We start from the raw sequence: 15,478 nt of genomic DNA on the forward strand, positions 1-15,478 counted from the left end.
GGCCGCCCACGCAGCGCTCAGGCGCGGGTGAAGCCGAGCGCGTTGACCATACCCGCCAGCGCTCCGCCCGCCAGAGGCGCCACGATGAAGACCCAGAGGTCCGCCAGCGCCTTGCCACCGACGAACAGCGCCGGGGCAAGGCTGCGCGCCGGGTTGACCGAAACGCCGGTCACATTGATGCCGACAAGGTGGATACCCACCAGCGTCAGGCCGATGGCGAGACCGGCAAACCCGGCAACCGAGCCGGGGCCGGTGGCGCCAAGGATGACCGTCACGAAGATGAAGGTCATCACGAATTCAAAGACCAGCGCCGCACCCAGACCGTATTCGCCCAGATAGCCCGGACCGAACCCGTTCTGCCCCAGCCCGTCTACGGCAATCGAATATCCGGCGCGGCCGCTCGCGATCATATAAAGCACCGCCGCGCCGAGGATCGCGCCAATGACCTGACCCGCGACATGGCCGACAAAGGCGCCGATCTGCATCCGCCCCGCCGTCACCATGCCCAGCGACACCGCCGGGTTGAGATGCGCGCCCGAGATCGCCCCGATCCCATAGGCCGCCGCAACGATGGACAGGCCGAAGGCCAGCGCAATTCCCATCATTCCGATGTGATCGCCCATCAGAACGGCCGATCCGCAGCCGAACAGGACAAGGACCATGGTGCCGAAAGCCTCGGCAATGATTTTCTTGGGCATGAGAGCCTCCACTGATTACAATCCCTCGGGGGCCGACGACATGTTGTCAGCCCGTGCCAAAAGGCTTATGTCCGGTGACACGCGGCCGTCAGGGGGAAAAATCCGATGCGCGACCTCAAGCTTCCCGATCAGCGCCACCCGGAAAAGGCGCACCGCCCCGATCAGGAGCAGCCGAAGAAACCTTCGTGGATCCGGGTCAAGGCGCCCACTTCGCAGGGCTACAAGGATACACGCGACATCCTGAAGGCGAACAAGCTTGTCACGGTCTGCGAGGAAGCGGGCTGCCCCAATGTCGGCGAATGCTGGAGCGCGGGGCACGCCACCATGATGATCATGGGCGACATCTGCACCCGCGGATGCAGCTTCTGCAATGTGGCGACCGGCCGCCCTGATGCGCTGGATGTGTTCGAACCCGGCCGCGTGGCCCATGCGGTGCAGACGCTGGGCCTCAAGCATGTGGTCATCACCAGTGTGGACCGGGACGATCTGGCCGACGGCGGGGCAGAGCATTTCGCCCAGACCATCCGCGCCATCCGCCATCGCGCACCCGAGACCACCATTGAAATCCTGACCCCGGATTTCCTGAAATGCGATGCAAGCGCGCTGGAGGTCGTGGTTGAGGCCAAGCCCGATGTGTTCAACCACAACCTTGAAACCGTGCCGGGTCTTTACCCGACCGTGCGGCCCGGCGCGCGCTATTTTCATTCGCTGCGGTTGTTGCAGCGGGTGAAAGAGATGGACCCGGCGATCTTCACCAAATCCGGCATCATGGTGGGGCTCGGTGAGGATGCACAGGGTGTGCGGCAGGTGATGGATGACATGCGCTCTGCCGATGTCGATTTCCTGACCATCGGGCAATATCTGCAACCGACGCCGAAACATCACCGGGTCGACCGTTTCGTCACGCCCGAGGAATTCGCAGCTTACGAAAAGGCAGCCTTCGGCAAGGGGTTCCTGATGGTGTCGGCCACGCCGCTGACCCGGTCGAGCTATCACGCCGGTGACGATTTCGCGCGCCTGCGCGCGGCGCGGCTGGCGAAGCTGAGCCAGGCCTGAGCAGCGCGCGCCAGAGGGGCCGGGGCCAAAATTCTTGCTCAAGAATTTTGGCGCCCTCCTCCGGCAGCGCGCCTTATTCCGATGCGGGCACTTTCTTCAGATAGGCGGCCACCGCCTGACGGTCGCTCTCCGGCAACCGGCTCATGTTCTCCACCACATGCGCCATATGACCGCCCACGCTGTCGAACTCCGGCGTGAAGCCCGAGGTCAGGTATTCGACGATCTCATCCTCGCTCCACCCCAGTTTCGCGGGGGTGATGTTGGGGATCGTGCCTTGGCCAGAAGGGTTGGGTGCCCCAGCCAGCCAGCGGCCACGCTCCAGCCCGCCCAGCAGGTTGCGCGGCGTGTGGCATTCGCCGCAATGCGCCAGCGCCTCGGCGATATAGCGGCCGCGGGTTTCGGGTTCGCTCAATGTGCCGTCGATCACCCAGTCGTCGCGCAGGAACAGCAGCTTCCAGCCGCCAAGGCTGCGCCGGATGTTGAAGGGAAAGCCCACCTCATGCGGCAGGCTGGGCGTGGCATCGGGCGGCAGAGCATCCATGAACGCCTTCAGATCTGCCAGATCCTGCACCGTCATCTTGTTGAAGGCGCTGTAGGGAAAGGCGGGGTAGTAATGTTCGCCCTCGGGCGACACGCCGCGCATCACGGCATTGCCGAATTGCGCCAGCGTCCAGCCGCCAATGCCCTGTGTCGGATCGGGCGAGATATTGGGCGCGAGGAAGGTGCCGAACGGCGAGGCAAAGCGCTGCCCGCCGCTGAGGACCCGCTGCGCTTCGCCTTCCGCCCCGGGCGCCATGTGGCAAGAGGCGCAGCCTGCGGCGGTGAACACCTGTTCACCATGGGTGGCATCCCCGGTTACCCCGGCGAAGGTACTGTCGGGCAGCGGCTTCGGTGCGGTGAGCCACCAGCCGGTCCCGGCGGCAAGCAGGGCGAGGGCAGCGAGGCTGGGCAGCAGGCGCATCGGCGTCTCCATCGAATGATCCGGCTCATGCTAGCGCGAATTTTTCGTCGCGGCACCCCGCAGGGATGGTCACGGCTGCGTGATCACGGCATCCGCGGGATTTTCTGTGTCGTCAGCCAGTCAGGCCAGCCCCAGACCCATTCGATCCCGGCAAGAACCAGACAGGCCGCAATCACCCCCAGAACCAGTTTCACCCGTCCCTCTGACGGAGGATTGCGCGCCCAGCGCGCCATACGAAGCAGCCAGTGCATGTTCATCCGCGTATTTCCTCTGCCAGCCGATGCCATGGTGTCGCGCTGAAATGGCTTTTCGCAAGGGCCGAGGGCGAAGGCAAAGCAAAAAGCCGGATTCCGGGCAGGCCGCTTTCGCTGGCCAGCGGGCCTGCGGCGGCTTCGGGGCGACCCAGCGCCAATCGGGCAGCGGTCAGGCTGGTGAAGGCCAGAACGGCGGGCCGAACATCGTTGATCTTTTCGAATAAGGACACCGGATCATAGCTTTGCGCCGGAATTCTGGCATCCGGCCCGAAGGCGGTTTTTGCCAGATCGGTGAGTCCATGGCCGTAATCCGGCAAAAGGTGATCTTCGTCAGGCCGCAACCGACGCGGGGTCAGCCCGGTTTCGTGCAGCATCGGCCAGAAGCGATTGCCGGGCCCGGCATAGTAATGCCCGTGCCTGGCCGAGGCGGTTCCGGCGGCAGTGCCACAGAACACGATCCGCAGGCCGGGGCGCAGGTAATCCGGGAGGATCATTCCGGGTCGGTGAACCGCACCTTGCCAATGAAGGGCAGATTGCGGTTTCGTTGCGCGAAGTCGATGCCGTAACCCACGACAAATTCATCGGGAATTTCAAATCCGGTCCAGGTGGCGCGGATATCGACCTCGCGGCGCGAAGGTTTGTCAAGCAGGGCGCAAACCTCCATCCGCTTCGGCTCGCGCGATCGCAGCAGCCGGACGACATGGCTCAGCGTGAAGCCGGTATCGACGATGTCTTCCACCACCAGCACGTCCCGGCCAGCAATCTCGCCGCGCAAGTCCTTGAGAATTCGAACTTCCCGGCTGGATTCCATGGCATTTCCGTAGCTCGACGCCTCAAGGAAATCCACTTCGACCGGCAGGTCGATCTCGCGCACCAGATCGGCGATGAACACGAAAGATCCGCGCAGAAGCCCCACAACCACCAGCTTGTCCGTGCCGGAAAAATGCGTGGTGATCTCGCGCGCCAGCGCCTCGACCCGCGCCGCAATGGCCTTGGCCGAGATCATCTGGTCGATCACATAAGGACGCTGCGGCATGGCTCCCCCTTGATTTCCCTGCATCCATTTCCCAATACCGGGGGAAGGCCATCGCGGAAAGGGGTGACATGCCCACACATCACGAGAAACGGGTGCTGCCATGGACGGCGCAGCAGATGTATGACCTCGTGGCGGATGTCGGCTCCTATCCGAAGTTCCTGCCCTGGACGGCGGCGGCACGCATCCGGTCGCGCAAGCCTGTGGCGGGCGGGGGCGAGCTGATGGAGGCGGATCTGGTGATCTCGTTCAAGGTGTTTCGCGAAAGGTTCGGCAGCCGGGTCACGCTCTGGCCTGCCGACATGCGGATCGACACCGAATATCTGGACGGGCCGTTCCGCCATATGCGCAGCAACTGGGCCTTCCGCGATGTGGAAGGTGGCTGCGAGGTGGAGTTTTTCGTGGATTTCGAGTTTCGCAACGCGATCTTGCAGGGCATTATCGGTGTTGTGTTCAACGAGGCCATGCAGCGGGTGGTGCGCGCCTTCGAGCGGCGCGCGGTGGAACTTTATGGCCCGGGCCGGACGGCCTGAACGGGAGGAATGATGACCAAACGCATCGAGACGCGGCCACTGGCCGTGATCACGGCATTTGCGGCGGTGGGGCTGTTCGCGCTTGTCGTCTGGATGCTTTACATCGCGCAGGGCGTACTGGTGCCGCTGGCCTTTGCCACGGTGGTGGCTTTCGTGCTCTGGACGGTGGTGGACTGGATGAGCCGGGTACCGGGCCTGCGTCGTCTGCCGCTGATCCTGCGACATGGCGCGGTGCTCGCACTGTTCGTGGTGGCGATCTTCCTGCTGGTGGCGACGCTGCGCTCGAATGGCGAGGTTCTGGTGCAGCGCCTTCCGGCCTATTCCAGCAATATCCTCGGTCTGGTGGCCGAACTTGATGCGCGGTTCGAGATCGACAAGCACATTCCCGGCGGGCTGAGCAAGATTGTCACCAGCAATGTCGATCTTCAGGGCGTGGCCCGGCAGTCGCTGGGCGCCCTGGGTAGCCTTGGCGGGCTGATCGTGCTGATCCTGCTTTATACCTCGTTCCTGATGCTGGAATACACCGGCTTCGTGAAGAAGCTGCACATGGCCTATCCGCAGGGCGACCGGGCCGCGCAGCTCATCGCGCTGTCGACCGATATAAACAGCCGGATCGGCGGCTTTCTGGCGGTCAAGACCGTCATCAACATCATCCTCGGCGCGCTGTCCTATTTCGGGCTGAAGATCATGGGGATCGAGCTGGCGGGCTTCTGGGCCATCTATATCGGGGTCTTGAACTACACGCCCTATCTGGGGTCCGCCGCCGGGGTGGTGGCGCCCTCGCTGATGGCGCTGGCGCAGACCGGCGATCTGAAGCATGCCTTCCTGACCATGGCGATCCTGTCGGCGCTGCAATTCATCATCGGCTCGCTGATTGAGCCGCATGTGATGGGACGCCGCATCAACCTCAGCCCGATGATGGTGCTGGTCAGCCTTGCATCCTGGTATTCGCTCTGGGGTCTGCCGGGCGCAGTGCTCGCTGTGCCGATGACGGTGATCATCCTTGCGGTTCTGGGCGCGATTCCCTTCACCCGTCCGGCCGCGATCCTGCTGTCAAACGACGGGCGGATCGGCGAGGGCCGCCGCGATTAGCGCCAGCGCATGATCCCGCGTGGCCGCGCGCACCGCCGCTCGGCCACGCGGACCAAATTCCACGGTTTCGGAAAGGGTTGCACGGCCTTCCTGCGACAGGCCGAAACAGACGCGACCTTCCGGCTTGAACTCTGAGCCGCCCGGTCCGGCGATGCCGGTGACCGAGACGGCCAGCGTGGCACGGGAATGCGCGCGGGCGCCATCAGCCATCTCGCGCGCGACCTCCTCTGACACTGCGCCATGGGCGGCGAGCGTCTCGGCGCGGACACCCAGCATATCCTGCTTGGCGGCATTGGAATAGGTCACAAAACCCCGGTCGAACACATCGGATGACCCGGCGATATCGGTCAGAGCCACTGCGATCATGCCGCCTGTGCAGCTTTCCGCAGTTGCGAGGATCGCACCGGATTTCCGTGCAAGATCAAGAAGATCTGAAACGTTCATCGCATGAGCACTCCATGGGCGATTCCTGCCGCAATGATGACTGCGATGCCGGCGAAGAGCCCCGCCCAAAGGTCATCCAGCATCACGCCTTTCCAGTCGTCGCGCCGGTCGGCCCGGCCGACGAGCCAGGGCTTCCAGATGTCGAACAGGCGGAAGAACAGGAAGGCCGCGACCCAGCCGGGATAGGCTGTCACGGCCCAATCCTCCAGCCCGCGCTGCCAGAAGGCGAAGGCGGGGAACAGGAGGGCGAGCCATTGTCCTGCCACCTCGTCGATGACGATCTCGGACGGGTCTTCGCCCGGTCGGTCGGCAAGCGCCGCGCGACAGGTGAGGAAACCAAGACAAGTCACCAGAATCGTGGCCAGAACCAATGCGGGGAAGCCAAGGTATCGGTCGATGGCAACGCCCAGAACGATGGCCCCGGCCGAGCCCCAGGTGCCCGGCGCGGGGCGCAGCAGCCCAAGACCGAAGAAGGTATTCAGAACCCGGATCATTGCTGCACCAGCGTGGCTGTGGCGATGGCGGCGATACCTTCCTCGCGGCCGGTGAACCCCAGCCGTTCAGAAGTGGTCGCCTTGACGCTGATGCGGTGAACCTCAACCCCCATGATCGCAGCCAGCGCGCGACGCATCGCTTCGGCATGCGGGCCAACCTTGGGGCGTTCGCAGATCAGGGTCACGTCGCAGTTGGACAGCACAAATCCCATTTCGCGCGTCATTTCAATGGCATGTCTCAGGAAGATATGGCTTTCGGCGCCTTTCCATTGCGGGTCCGACGGGGGGAAATGCCGCCCGATATCGCCCTGTGCCAGTGCGCCGTAAATCGCATCGGTCAGCGCGTGCATCCCGACATCGGCGTCGGAATGGCCCAGCAGCGCCTTGTCATGCGGCACCTTTACCCCGCACAGCCAGACGTGATCGCCCTCGGTGAAAGCGTGAACGTCAAAACCGTTGCCCAGCCGTATCTCCATGCCGCGCCCTTTCAGAATGGCCTCCGCCCGCGCGAAATCGCCGGGAAAGGTGAGTTTGATATTGTCCTCTTCGCCGGGCACGATGGCAACCGGCAGACCGGCTGCACGCGCAACCTCCACATCATCGGCGGCCTCGCCGGGATGGGCGCGATGGGCGGCAAGGATTTCCGCCAGCCGAAAGCCTTGTGGCGTCTGCGCGCGCCACAACCCCTCGCGCGACTGCGTTCCGCTCACCACGCCGGCCTCGCCACGCCACAGCGCATCGGTGACGGCAAGCGCCGGGGCGGCGGCAGGGCCATGATCCAGCGCCGCGGCGATCCGGGCGATGAGCGCAGGGGAAACCAGCGGGCGTGCGCCATCGTGGATCAGCACGCGGGTCACATCGCTGCCCGCCAGAGCCTCCAGCGCGTTGCGCACCGATCCGGCTCGGGTATCGGCGCCGTCCACCAGCAGGGCGTCGCTGCCCAAAGCCCCGGCCCTCGCGCGATCCCCGGGATGGATCACCAGCACCCGGCGCAGCCCGGCAAAGGCATCGAGCGTATGGGCCAGCACAGGACGCCCGGCAAGGCTTTGCCATTGCTTTGGAATCTCGCCTCCCGCGCGGCTGCCGCGCCCTGCGGCGACGATGATGGCGGCTGTCGTCATGCGGGTCTCCCTTGGCCTGACGTCTATGCCGCATTGCATAGGCCAAGGCCCGCGTGCTGACAATGCGGTGGCAGCGGGGCTAATAATTGCCTATAATTTGTGCGATGTCGGTTTTCCGCACAGATTTGCGGCGTCTTGCCGTTGTCACCCGCCCGTGGCAGGGGTAGCTGCCGAATTAACAGACAAGGAACGCCCAAGGTGCCTCTGCAATTGGCCGACATCCAGCTTGACCCTCCGGTGCTGCTGGCACCGCTGGCCGGGATTACCGATCTGCCGTTCCGCCGGCTGGTCGGTTCGTTCGGCGCGGGGCTGGTCGTAAGCGAAATGGTCGCGAGCCAGGAGGTCGTGCAGGCCCGCCCGCTGGCCCGCGCGCGGGCGGAGCTGGGCTTTGGCGAGGCCGCGACCTCGGTGCAGCTTGCGGGGCGTGATCCATGGTGGATGGCCGAAGCCGCGCGCTATGTCGAGGGACAGGGCGCCCGCGTGATTGACATCAACATGGGTTGCCCGGCGAAGAAGGTGACGAACGGCTATTCCGGTTCGGCGCTGATGAAGGATCTGGACCATGCGCTGCGGCTGATCGAGGCGGTGGTGGGCGCGGTGCAGGTTCCGGTGACGCTCAAGACCCGGCTGGGCTGGGACGATGATCTGATGAATGCGCCGGAACTTGCCCGGCGGGCCGAAGCCGCAGGCGTGCGCATGGTCACCATCCACGGCCGCACGCGCTGCCAGTTCTACAAGGGTCAGGCCGACTGGGCGGCGATCCGCGCGGTAAAACAGATGGTGAGCGTGCCGCTGATCGCCAATGGCGACATCGTGGATGCCGAAGCGGCGACCGAGGCGCTGCGGCAGTCCGGCGCCGATGGGGTGATGATCGGGCGCGGCGCGCAGGGGCGACCCTGGCTGCTGGCGCAGGTGGCGGCGGCGCTTTATGGCAAACCGCTGCCGCAGGTGCCGCAGGGCGATGCCCTGGCCGATCTGGTGATCGGGCATTACGAGGCGATGCTGGCCTTCTATGGCGTCGACCTCGGGCTGCGCATCGCGCGCAAGCATCTGGGCTGGTATCTGGAAGTGGCGGGGCTTGAGGCTGCGCGAGGGCCTATCATCACCGGCGAAGTGCCTGCGCAGGTTTCGCGCGCTCTGCGCGAGACCTTCCGGCAGCAGGAAAGGGCGGCGGCATGAAAGGATACCGGCAGCCCTATCCGGTTCCGGGTGTCGTCTGGGCCTCGATGCCGATTCCGGCGCTGCTGGTCGACGAAAAGAGCGGCATTCTGGAAACCAACCCGGCGGCTGAGCTGTTTCTCAATGCCTCGGCCCGCAGCCTGAAGGGCCAGCCGGTCTTTGACCGCATTCATATCGACGCCGAAATGGACGAGGCTTTCGCGCGGGCCCGTGCCAACCAGTCGGCACTGTTCATCAATGATGTCGATGTGACGACGGGCGAGCGTCCGCCAGTGCAATGCACGGTGCAGATCGCGCCGATGGCCGACAACCCCGATGTGCTGATGCTGCTGATTTCCCCACGCGAGATTGCCGACCGGCTGGGCCGGGCAGGGGCGGCCAAGACAGCGGCAAAATCAGCGATCGGCATGGCCGAGATGCTGGCGCATGAAATCAAGAACCCGCTGGCAGGCATTGCCGGGGCGGCGCAGCTTCTGTCCATGGGCCTCTCGGCAGAGGACCGCGAACTGACCGATCTGATTGTCGAAGAAACCCGCCGCATCGTGAAGCTGCTGGAACAGGTGGAGCAGTTCGGCAATGTCCGTCCGCCGGATCGCCGTGTGGTCAACATCCACGACGCGCTGGACCGGGCGCGCAAGTCGGCGATGATGGGGTTTGCCGCCAAGATGCGCTTTGTCGAGGAATACGACCCCTCGCTGCCGCCGACCCATGCCGACCCCGACCAGTTGATGCAGGTGTTCCTCAACCTCATCAAGAACGCGGCTGAGGCGGCGGGGCCGCAGGGGGGCACGATCACGCTGCGCACCCGCTATGACCTGTCGCTGCGCCTGCGCCGCCGGGATGGCACCGGCAAGGCGCTGCCGCTTCAGGTGGAAATCATCGACGATGGCCCCGGCCTGCCGCCCGGCATCGCCGCCGAGATCTTCGAGCCCTTCGTCTCGGGCAAGGAAAACGGCACGGGGCTGGGCCTCGCGCTGGTGTCGAAGATCGTGACCGAACATGAAGGCTGGATCGGGGTCGATTCCGTCCCCGGCCGCACCGTATTCCGCGTGTCGCTGCCCGTGGCGCCGCGTGACTTGCAGAAGAAGGAAGCTGGCTGATGGATGGTACGGTTCTGGTTGCCGACGATGATCGCACGATCCGCACGGTGCTGACCCAGGCACTGACCCGCGCGGGGTGCAAGGTGCATGCGACCTCCTCGCTGGTGACGCTGATGCGCTGGGTCGAAGAGGGGAAGGGCGATCTGGTGATTTCGGACGTCATCATGCCCGATGGCAACGGGCTTGAGGCGCTGCCGAAGATCGGGCGGATGCGGCCCGGTTTGCCGGTTATCGTGATTTCGGCTCAGAACACCATCATGACGGCAATTCAGGCCGCTGAGGCCGAGGCGTTCGACTATCTGCCCAAACCCTTTGATCTGCCCGATCTGATGAAGCGGTCGGCCCGCGCACTGGATGTGAAGCGCCGCCCGGCCAAGCAGGCCAGTGCGCCGCGCGATTCCGCCGACGACCTTCCGCTGGTGGGGCGGACGCCGGCCATGCAGGCGCTGTACCGGCTGGTCGCGCGGGTGATGAACACCGATCTGGCGGTGCTGATCACCGGGGAAAGCGGCACCGGCAAAAGCCTCATCGCGCGTGCGATCCACGATTTTTCAGACCGGCGCACCATGCCTTTCGTGGTGGCGCAGGCCGCGGATCTGCAAGGGCTGGAAGGGCCTGCGACGCTTTTGTCCAGGGCGCGCGGTGGCAGCCTTGTGTTCGACGAGGTGGCAGATCTGGATGACGAGGCCCAGGCACGCATCGTCCGTATGCTCGACATGCTGGGCGACAATGCGCCGCGTATCATGGCAACCTCGCAGGCCGATCTTGCGGGCCGGATGGAGGCGGGCGCCTTCCGGCAGGATCTGTTCTACCGTCTGGGCGGCGTAACGCTGCATGTGCCGAGCCTGCGGGAGCGGGTGGATGACATCCCGCTTCTGGCCGAGCATTTCCTTGCGCGGGGCGAGCGTGACTTCGGCGCGGTGCGGCGGCTTTCGCCGGAGGCCCGCGAACTGGTGCGGGCCTATAGCTGGCCGGGCAATGTGCGCCAGCTGGAAAACACGCTGAAGCGGCTGATGGTGACCTCCTCGGAACCCGAGATCAGCCGCGTCGAGGTCGAATCGGCCATCGGCAGCCTGCCGCTGCCCGAACCGATGAAGGGCATCGGCGAAAGCGACAAACTGTCCGCTTCGGTCGCGCGGCATCTGAAGCGCTACTTCGATCTGCACGGCGGGCAACTGCCACCGCCCGGCGTTTATGGCCGGATCCTGCGCGAGGTTGAGGCACCCCTGATCGAGATTGCGCTGGATGCCACGGGGGGCAATCAGGCGAAATGTGCCGATCTTCTGGGGATCAATCGCAATACCTTGCGCAAGAAGATCACCGAGCTGGATATTCGCGTGACACGCCGCCGCAAACTGATGTAAAACCGCAACATATGGCGTGTCTTTCGGGTTTTGCCCGACTCACGCCGCAAGATATGGCTGCGGGGACACAGGGCCCCGGACGGATTGGGGGCAAGAGTGCGCGCTGCGGCGAACAGCGGCTGGATGATCCGGCTTTCCCGGTTGCGGCGACAGCGGCGGGTGCAGACGGCCATGACCCTTGGTCTGGTTGTGCTGGCCCCGGTGCTGGTGATTGCGACCCTGCTGGTCCTTGGGCCGATGAACGATGGCGCCAGCTCGTCCAGCCTGCGGGTCATCCTGCTGGCGGATTTTGTTTACGCACTGGTCGTTGCCGCCCTCGTTCTGGCGCGGGTGATGCGCATGATCGCGGATCGCCGCAGGCAATCCGCCGGATCGGCACTGCATCTCAGACTGACCGGGGTCTTTGCGCTGGTGGCACTGATCCCCACGGTTCTGGTGGCGGTCTTCGCCGTGCTGACGGTGAATGTCGGGCTGGAGGGCTGGTTCTCGGATCGGGTGCAGCGTGTGGTCGGGGCCTCGATGGCTGCTGCCGAAGCCTATGAACGGGAACACCGCGAGGCGCTGGTGCAGGATGCCGAGGCACTGGCCGCCTATATCAATGTCACGAAGCAATCGACCTTCTTTCTGGAGGATGACCAGCTGCGCCCGGTGCTGACCGATGCGCAGGAGCGGGTGCAGCGCGGATTGCGCGAGGCCTTCCTGATTGATGGCGGTGGTGAACTGCGCACGCGCGGCGACAAATCCTATCTGTTCGACTTCGAAAAGCCCGCACCGGACGAGATCGCCCGCGCGCAGAAGGGTGAGGTTGTCGTTATACAGGATTGGGACAACAACGAATTCCGCGCGCTGGTGCATCTGGATGCCTTTGCCGACCGTTACCTCTATATCTCGCGCGAGGTGGATGGAAATCTGCTGAGCCTGCTGGATGAAACCAAGGAAACCGTGCGCTTCTATCAGCAGGTCGAAAAGGCGCGCGGGCGCATCCTGTTCGAATTCGGGCTGCTGTATCTGGGGTTCGCGCTGATCCTCATTCTGGCGGCGATCTGGCTGGGGCTGTGGTTTGCCGAACGGCTCAGCCGGCCGGTGGGGCGGCTGGCTTCGGCTGCGGCGCGTGTGGGCGAGGGCGACCTGAACGTGCAGGTGATCGAGGAGGAGGGCGACGACGAAATCGCCACCCTCGGCCGGGTGTTCAACACCATGACGCGCGAGCTGAAGGGCCAGCGCGACGCGCTGATGGAAAGCCACCGGCAATCGGAGCGGCGGCGGCGGCTGTTCGACAGCGTGCTGTCCTCCGTCACAGCCGGGGTGATCGGCCTTGATGCCGAGGGCGATGTGGATTTCGTCAATCGCGCGGCGGAGCGGCTGCTCGATTTCCGCGACGGTCAGTCGGATATGGCGCTGGCGGTGGCGGTGCCGGAGTTTGCGGCGCTGTTCGACCGGCTGCGCCAGGGCGGCGGCGCGGCGGTGCAGGAGGAGATCCGACTGACCCGCAATGGCCGCATGGAAAGCCTTCTGGTGCGGATGGCCGTGCGGCGCAACGACAGCGGCAAGCTGGAAGGCTTCGTTGTGGCCTTCGACGATGTGACCGAGCTTGTCAGCGCGCAGCGCATGGCGGCCTGGGGCGACGTTGCCCGCCGCATCGCGCATGAGATCAAGAACCCGCTGACCCCGATCCAGCTTTCGGCGGAACGCATCAAGCGCAAGTTCCGCCCGTTGGTGGGTGATCAGGCGGCCGACCTTGACCAGTATGCCGAAGTCATCGTGCGGCAGACCAATGACCTGCGCCGGATCGTGGACGAGTTTTCCAAATTCGCCCGTATGCCCGAACCGGACCGGCGCGAAACCGATCTGGTAAAGCTGGTCCGCGATGCGGTGGTGTTGCAGGACATGGGGCTGCCCGATGTCACGCTGACCGCCAACCTGCCCGACACGCCGCTGCCGATGGAACTGGATGCCACCATGATCGGGCAGGCGCTGACCAATCTGATCAAGAACGCGGGCGAGGCGGTCGAGGGGCTGATCGAGAAGGGCGCGCCCGAAGGCTACCGCCCGGAAATCCGGGTGGCACTGGTGGTGGATGCGCAGGAAGCGCATATCACCATCGCCGATAATGGCATCGGCCTGCCGCCCGACCGCGCGCGGCTGTTCGAGCCCTATGTGACCACGCGCGACAAGGGCACGGGCCTCGGCCTGCCCATCGTCAAGAAGATCATCGAGGAACATGGCGGGGCGCTTGTGCTGACCGATGCCCCGCTGTTCGAAGGCAATTCCCACGTCGGCGCCATGGCCGAAATCCGCCTGCCAAGGGCGGTGCGGCCGGCACGCGGACGGGGCAGAACAACGGCCACGGAAGGCCAGGAGGACGCATGAGCAGCATTCTCATAGTCGACGACGAGCGGGATATCCGCGAGTTGATCGGTGATATCCTGCGCGACGAGGGGTTTCAGGTCAGGCTGGCGGCCAATGCCGACGACTGCATGGCCGAGATCAATGCCGAACAACCGGCGCTGATGATCCTCGACATCTGGCTGAAGGACAGCCGGATGGACGGGATCGACATTCTGAAGACCGTCAAGCGCGACAACCCGGATGTGCCGGTGGTCATCATCTCGGGGCATGGCAATATCGAGATCGCGGTGGCGGCCATCAAACAGGGCGCCTACGATTTCATTGAAAAGCCGTTCAACATTGATCAGCTGATGGTCGTAGTCAGCCGCGCGATGGAAACCTCGCGCCTGCGTCGCGAAAACAGCGAATTGCGCCGCCGCGATGTGACCTCGTCGGAAATGCTGGGCGGGTCAGTGGCCTTCCGGGCGCTGAAGGGCCAGCTGGACAAGGTCACGAAGTCGAACGGACGGGTCATGCTGACCGGCCCGGCCGGATCGGGCAAGGAACTGGCGGCGCGCTATATCCACACCCATTCCAATCGTGCCGGTGCGCCCTTCATCACCGTCACCTCGGCCACCATCGAACCCGAGCGGATGGAAGAGGTGCTGTTCGGTCGCGAGACGCCTGAACGCGGTGTCGAACCGGGGCTTCTGGAGCAGGCGCATGGCGGTATTGTCTACTTCGACGAAGTGGCCGACATGCCGCTGGGCACCCAGTCGAAAATCCTGCGTGTTCTGGTGGAACAGCAGTTCACCCGCGCGGGCGGACAAGACAAGGTGCGCGTGGACCTTCGGGTCATCAGCTCCACCACCCGCGACCTGCGGGCGGAAATTGCCGCCGGACGCTTCCGGCAGGAGCTGTATGACCGGCTGAATGTGGTGCCGATTGCCGTGCCCTCGCTGGAGGAACGCCGCGATGACATCCCGGAACTGACCCGGCATTTCATCGAGATGTTCCACCGCAGCCAGGGCCTGCCGCAGCGCGAGCTGACCTCGGATGCCGAGGCGATGCTGCAAACGATGCTCTGGCCGGGTAACGTGCGCCAGTTGCGCAATGTGATCGAGCGCATCCTGATTCTCGGTGACGGTTCCGGCCCCATCGAAGCGCGCGAGCTGCCGGGACAGGAAAGCGGCGGCAGCGATGACGGGCGGCTGGTGATCGGGGGCCAGCTCGCCACCCTGCCGTTGCGCGAGGCGCGCGAGCTGTTCGAGAAGGAATATCTGCTGACCCAGATCAACCGTTTCGGTGGCAATATCAGCCGGACGGCGAATTTCGTCGGCATGGAGCGCTCGGCCCTGCATCGCAAGCTGAAATCGCTTGGCGTGGTGACCGGCGCCAAGGCGCGCGGCGCGGGCGAGATGGACGAGGATGACGAGGGCGAGGACTGAGATGCGCGGCGCCTTCGGCCTCGGTCTGGTTTTCCTGACGGCGGGCGCGGCGCTGGCCGAGCCGATCCTGCCGGGCATCTATGACGTGGCGGGCACCGATCTGGATGGCTCGTCCTATACCGATGTGATGGAACTGGCCACTGACGCGACCGGCGCCTGCACCGCGACCTATGCGGGCGACGGCGACAACCCGATGCCAGGCATCTGTCTGATCGACGGTGACAGGCTGGTCATCGGCTCGGTCATGGGCGGGCATCTGCTGGGCGTGCTGCGACAGGTAGGGCCGGGGCGGCTGGAAGGGGTCTGGCGCATCGAAGGCGAAGCCGGGCAGGGGCACGAGGTTCACACGCGGTGACCCTGACCACAGGTCAGG

17 protein-coding genes are annotated in these 15,478 nt (G+C 64.8%); 9 read left to right on the plus strand and 8 right to left on the minus strand.

Translation table 11 applies throughout. The annotated features are described in order from the left end of the window. Positions 1–17 precede the first annotated feature (17 nt). The gene (locus tag IE126_RS07470) at positions 18–698 is read right to left on the minus strand and encodes an aquaporin (protein WP_108126782.1); all 681 of its coding nucleotides are present in this window, start codon (positions 696–698) and stop codon (positions 18–20) included. A 105-nt stretch (positions 699–803) separates the two neighbouring features. On the opposite strand from IE126_RS07470, the gene lipA reads away from it, so the two are divergent. After that, complete coding sequence (gene lipA, locus IE126_RS07475) at positions 804–1,754, plus strand: lipoyl synthase (RefSeq protein WP_054303554.1); 951 nt, start codon at positions 804–806, stop codon at positions 1,752–1,754. Positions 1,755–1,827: 73 nt separating this feature from the next. On the opposite strand, the gene IE126_RS07480 is transcribed toward lipA, so the two are convergent. The 4 genes from IE126_RS07480 to hpt all read right to left on the minus strand — a co-directional run bounded on the left by IE126_RS07480 (position 1,828) and on the right by hpt (position 4,005). Further along, positions 1,828–2,715, minus strand: a complete 888-nt coding sequence (locus IE126_RS07480; RefSeq protein ID WP_189380603.1) for a c-type cytochrome — start codon at positions 2,713–2,715, stop codon at positions 1,828–1,830. Between the two features lie 83 nt (positions 2,716–2,798). Continuing rightward, a complete protein-coding gene (locus tag IE126_RS07485; protein WP_170120515.1) occupies positions 2,799–2,972 on the minus strand; it encodes a hypothetical protein in 174 nt (57 codons plus the stop codon). Beyond that, complete coding sequence (locus IE126_RS07490; protein ID WP_054303555.1) at positions 2,969–3,463, minus strand: mismatch-specific DNA-glycosylase; 495 nt, start codon at positions 3,461–3,463, stop codon at positions 2,969–2,971. The genes IE126_RS07485 and IE126_RS07490 overlap by 4 nt, the downstream gene beginning before the upstream one ends. Next, positions 3,460–4,005 (minus strand): hypoxanthine phosphoribosyltransferase, encoded by a 546-nt coding sequence (gene hpt / locus IE126_RS07495; protein WP_054303556.1) that lies wholly within the window; start codon positions 4,003–4,005, stop codon positions 3,460–3,462. The genes IE126_RS07490 and hpt overlap by 4 nt, the downstream gene beginning before the upstream one ends. A gap of 68 nt (positions 4,006–4,073) precedes the next feature. On the opposite strand from hpt, the gene IE126_RS07500 reads away from it, so the two are divergent. Continuing rightward, positions 4,074–4,535, plus strand: coding sequence for a type II toxin-antitoxin system RatA family toxin (locus IE126_RS07500; protein WP_054303557.1), 462 nt, complete (start codon positions 4,074–4,076; stop codon positions 4,533–4,535). Positions 4,536–4,547: 12 nt separating this feature from the next. Continuing rightward, a complete protein-coding gene (locus IE126_RS07505) occupies positions 4,548–5,627 on the plus strand; it encodes an AI-2E family transporter (RefSeq protein WP_158640434.1) in 1,080 nt (359 codons plus the stop codon). On the opposite strand, the gene IE126_RS07510 is transcribed toward IE126_RS07505, so the two are convergent. From IE126_RS07510 to IE126_RS07520, 3 genes are read right to left on the minus strand one after another with little or no spacing between them, the layout of a single operon-like run. Beyond that, positions 5,589–6,071, minus strand: a complete 483-nt coding sequence (locus tag IE126_RS07510; protein ID WP_108126778.1) for a CinA family protein — start codon at positions 6,069–6,071, stop codon at positions 5,589–5,591. The two genes, IE126_RS07505 and IE126_RS07510, sit on opposite strands and share 39 nt — an antisense overlap. Next, positions 6,068–6,565 carry a phosphatidylglycerophosphatase A family protein gene (locus IE126_RS07515; RefSeq protein WP_189380604.1) on the minus strand — a complete coding sequence of 166 codons (498 nt, stop codon included), beginning with the start codon at positions 6,563–6,565 and terminating at the stop codon, positions 6,068–6,070. The genes IE126_RS07510 and IE126_RS07515 overlap by 4 nt, the downstream gene beginning before the upstream one ends. Continuing rightward, complete coding sequence (locus IE126_RS07520; protein ID WP_189380605.1) at positions 6,562–7,686, minus strand: bifunctional 2-C-methyl-D-erythritol 4-phosphate cytidylyltransferase/2-C-methyl-D-erythritol 2,4-cyclodiphosphate synthase; 1,125 nt, start codon at positions 7,684–7,686, stop codon at positions 6,562–6,564. Before IE126_RS07520 ends, IE126_RS07515 begins: the two co-directional genes overlap by 4 nt. Before the next feature lie 198 nt (positions 7,687–7,884). Here IE126_RS07520 and dusB point away from each other — a divergent pair, with 198 nt between their 5' ends. From dusB to IE126_RS07550, 6 genes are all read left to right on the plus strand, one after another. Then, a complete protein-coding gene (gene dusB, locus IE126_RS07525; RefSeq protein ID WP_189380606.1) occupies positions 7,885–8,865 on the plus strand; it encodes a tRNA dihydrouridine synthase DusB in 981 nt (326 codons plus the stop codon). After that, entirely contained in the window at positions 8,862–9,965 is a 1,104-nt protein-coding gene (locus IE126_RS07530; RefSeq protein ID WP_054303563.1) for a two-component system sensor histidine kinase NtrB, read from the plus strand. The genes dusB and IE126_RS07530 overlap by 4 nt, the downstream gene beginning before the upstream one ends. Next, positions 9,965–11,329, plus strand: coding sequence for a response regulator (locus IE126_RS07535; protein ID WP_108126772.1), 1,365 nt, complete (start codon positions 9,965–9,967; stop codon positions 11,327–11,329). Before IE126_RS07530 ends, IE126_RS07535 begins: the two co-directional genes overlap by 1 nt. A gap of 123 nt (positions 11,330–11,452) precedes the next feature. Beyond that, positions 11,453–13,699, plus strand: a complete 2,247-nt coding sequence (locus tag IE126_RS07540) for a sensor histidine kinase NtrY-like (protein WP_189380607.1) — start codon at positions 11,453–11,455, stop codon at positions 13,697–13,699. Then, positions 13,696–15,105: a nitrogen assimilation response regulator NtrX gene (gene ntrX, locus IE126_RS07545; RefSeq protein WP_054303566.1), complete on the plus strand. Its 1,410-nt coding sequence runs from the start codon at positions 13,696–13,698 to the stop codon at positions 15,103–15,105. Before IE126_RS07540 ends, ntrX begins: the two co-directional genes overlap by 4 nt. A 1-nt stretch (position 15,106) precedes the next feature. Next, entirely contained in the window at positions 15,107–15,460 is a 354-nt protein-coding gene (locus IE126_RS07550) for a hypothetical protein (protein ID WP_189380608.1), read from the plus strand. Positions 15,461–15,478: the final 18 nt, after the last annotated feature.

The organism is Gemmobacter nanjingensis, from assembly GCF_014652195.1.
Classification (GTDB): Bacteria; Pseudomonadota; Alphaproteobacteria; order Rhodobacterales; family Rhodobacteraceae; genus Gemmobacter; species Gemmobacter caeni.

Bases quoted from the DNA above. Each gene is read 5' to 3' on its own strand.
- IE126_RS07470 (WP_108126782.1), bottom strand. From the start codon at position 698: ATGCCCAAGAAAATCATTGCCGAGGCTTTCGGCACCATGGTCCTTGTC.
- lipA (WP_054303554.1), top strand. From the start codon at position 804: ATGCGCGACCTCAAGCTTCCCGATCAGCGCCACCCGGAAAAGGCGCAC.
- IE126_RS07480 (WP_189380603.1), bottom strand. From the start codon at position 2,715: ATGCGCCTGCTGCCCAGCCTCGCTGCCCTCGCCCTGCTTGCCGCCGGG.
- IE126_RS07485 (WP_170120515.1), bottom strand. From the start codon at position 2,972: ATGAACATGCACTGGCTGCTTCGTATGGCGCGCTGGGCGCGCAATCCT.
- IE126_RS07490 (WP_054303555.1), bottom strand. From the start codon at position 3,463: ATGATCCTCCCGGATTACCTGCGCCCCGGCCTGCGGATCGTGTTCTGT.
- hpt (WP_054303556.1), bottom strand. From the start codon at position 4,005: ATGCCGCAGCGTCCTTATGTGATCGACCAGATGATCTCGGCCAAGGCC.
- IE126_RS07500 (WP_054303557.1), top strand. From the start codon at position 4,074: ATGCCCACACATCACGAGAAACGGGTGCTGCCATGGACGGCGCAGCAG.
- IE126_RS07505 (WP_158640434.1), top strand. From the start codon at position 4,548: ATGACCAAACGCATCGAGACGCGGCCACTGGCCGTGATCACGGCATTT.
- IE126_RS07510 (WP_108126778.1), bottom strand. From the start codon at position 6,071: ATGAACGTTTCAGATCTTCTTGATCTTGCACGGAAATCCGGTGCGATC.
- IE126_RS07515 (WP_189380604.1), bottom strand. From the start codon at position 6,565: ATGATCCGGGTTCTGAATACCTTCTTCGGTCTTGGGCTGCTGCGCCCC.
- IE126_RS07520 (WP_189380605.1), bottom strand. From the start codon at position 7,686: ATGACGACAGCCGCCATCATCGTCGCCGCAGGGCGCGGCAGCCGCGCG.
- IE126_RS07530 (WP_054303563.1), top strand. From the start codon at position 8,862: ATGAAAGGATACCGGCAGCCCTATCCGGTTCCGGGTGTCGTCTGGGCC.
- IE126_RS07535 (WP_108126772.1), top strand. From the start codon at position 9,965: ATGGATGGTACGGTTCTGGTTGCCGACGATGATCGCACGATCCGCACG.
- IE126_RS07540 (WP_189380607.1), top strand. From the start codon at position 11,453: ATGATCCGGCTTTCCCGGTTGCGGCGACAGCGGCGGGTGCAGACGGCC.
- ntrX (WP_054303566.1), top strand. From the start codon at position 13,696: ATGAGCAGCATTCTCATAGTCGACGACGAGCGGGATATCCGCGAGTTG.
- IE126_RS07550 (WP_189380608.1), top strand. From the start codon at position 15,107: ATGCGCGGCGCCTTCGGCCTCGGTCTGGTTTTCCTGACGGCGGGCGCG.